This is a genomic window from Pseudomonas sp. 2995-1, assembly GCF_002742505.1.
GTDB lineage: Bacteria > Pseudomonadota > Gammaproteobacteria > Pseudomonadales > Pseudomonadaceae > Aquipseudomonas > Aquipseudomonas sivasensis.
In genome coordinates, this window is sequence record NZ_LJSA01000413.1 from 1 (window position 1) to 303 (window position 303).

Annotated in this window: 1 protein-coding gene; it reads right to left on the reverse strand. The window is 38.6% G+C overall.

The features are described 5' to 3' along the window. Window positions 1-303: DJ-1/PfpI family protein (locus AOA61_RS21660; RefSeq protein ID WP_178075206.1), on the reverse strand; the 303-nt coding region annotated here is incomplete at both ends.

Sequence of the window (303 nt, forward strand, 5' to 3'; positions counted from 1 at the left end):
TGAGGTTGCTTTCAATCCATCTAGTAATCCTGCAGCAGCCAACAGCATAGAGCCTGAGCAAACTGATGTTGTCCATTTTGTGGTTTTATCAATTTCCTTTATCCAACTCATCACCTTCTCATTTTTCATCTCTTTAACGAACGCGATAGCTGAGCCTGGTATGAGTAGAATATCAGCTTCTTTAATATCCTCAATACTATGCTTCACATTAATATCAACAAACCCAGAATCAGCCATAATCTCACCTTTTTTTTCAGCCACAAAATACACCCTTGCACCATCAATGTTTCTAAGCACCTCATA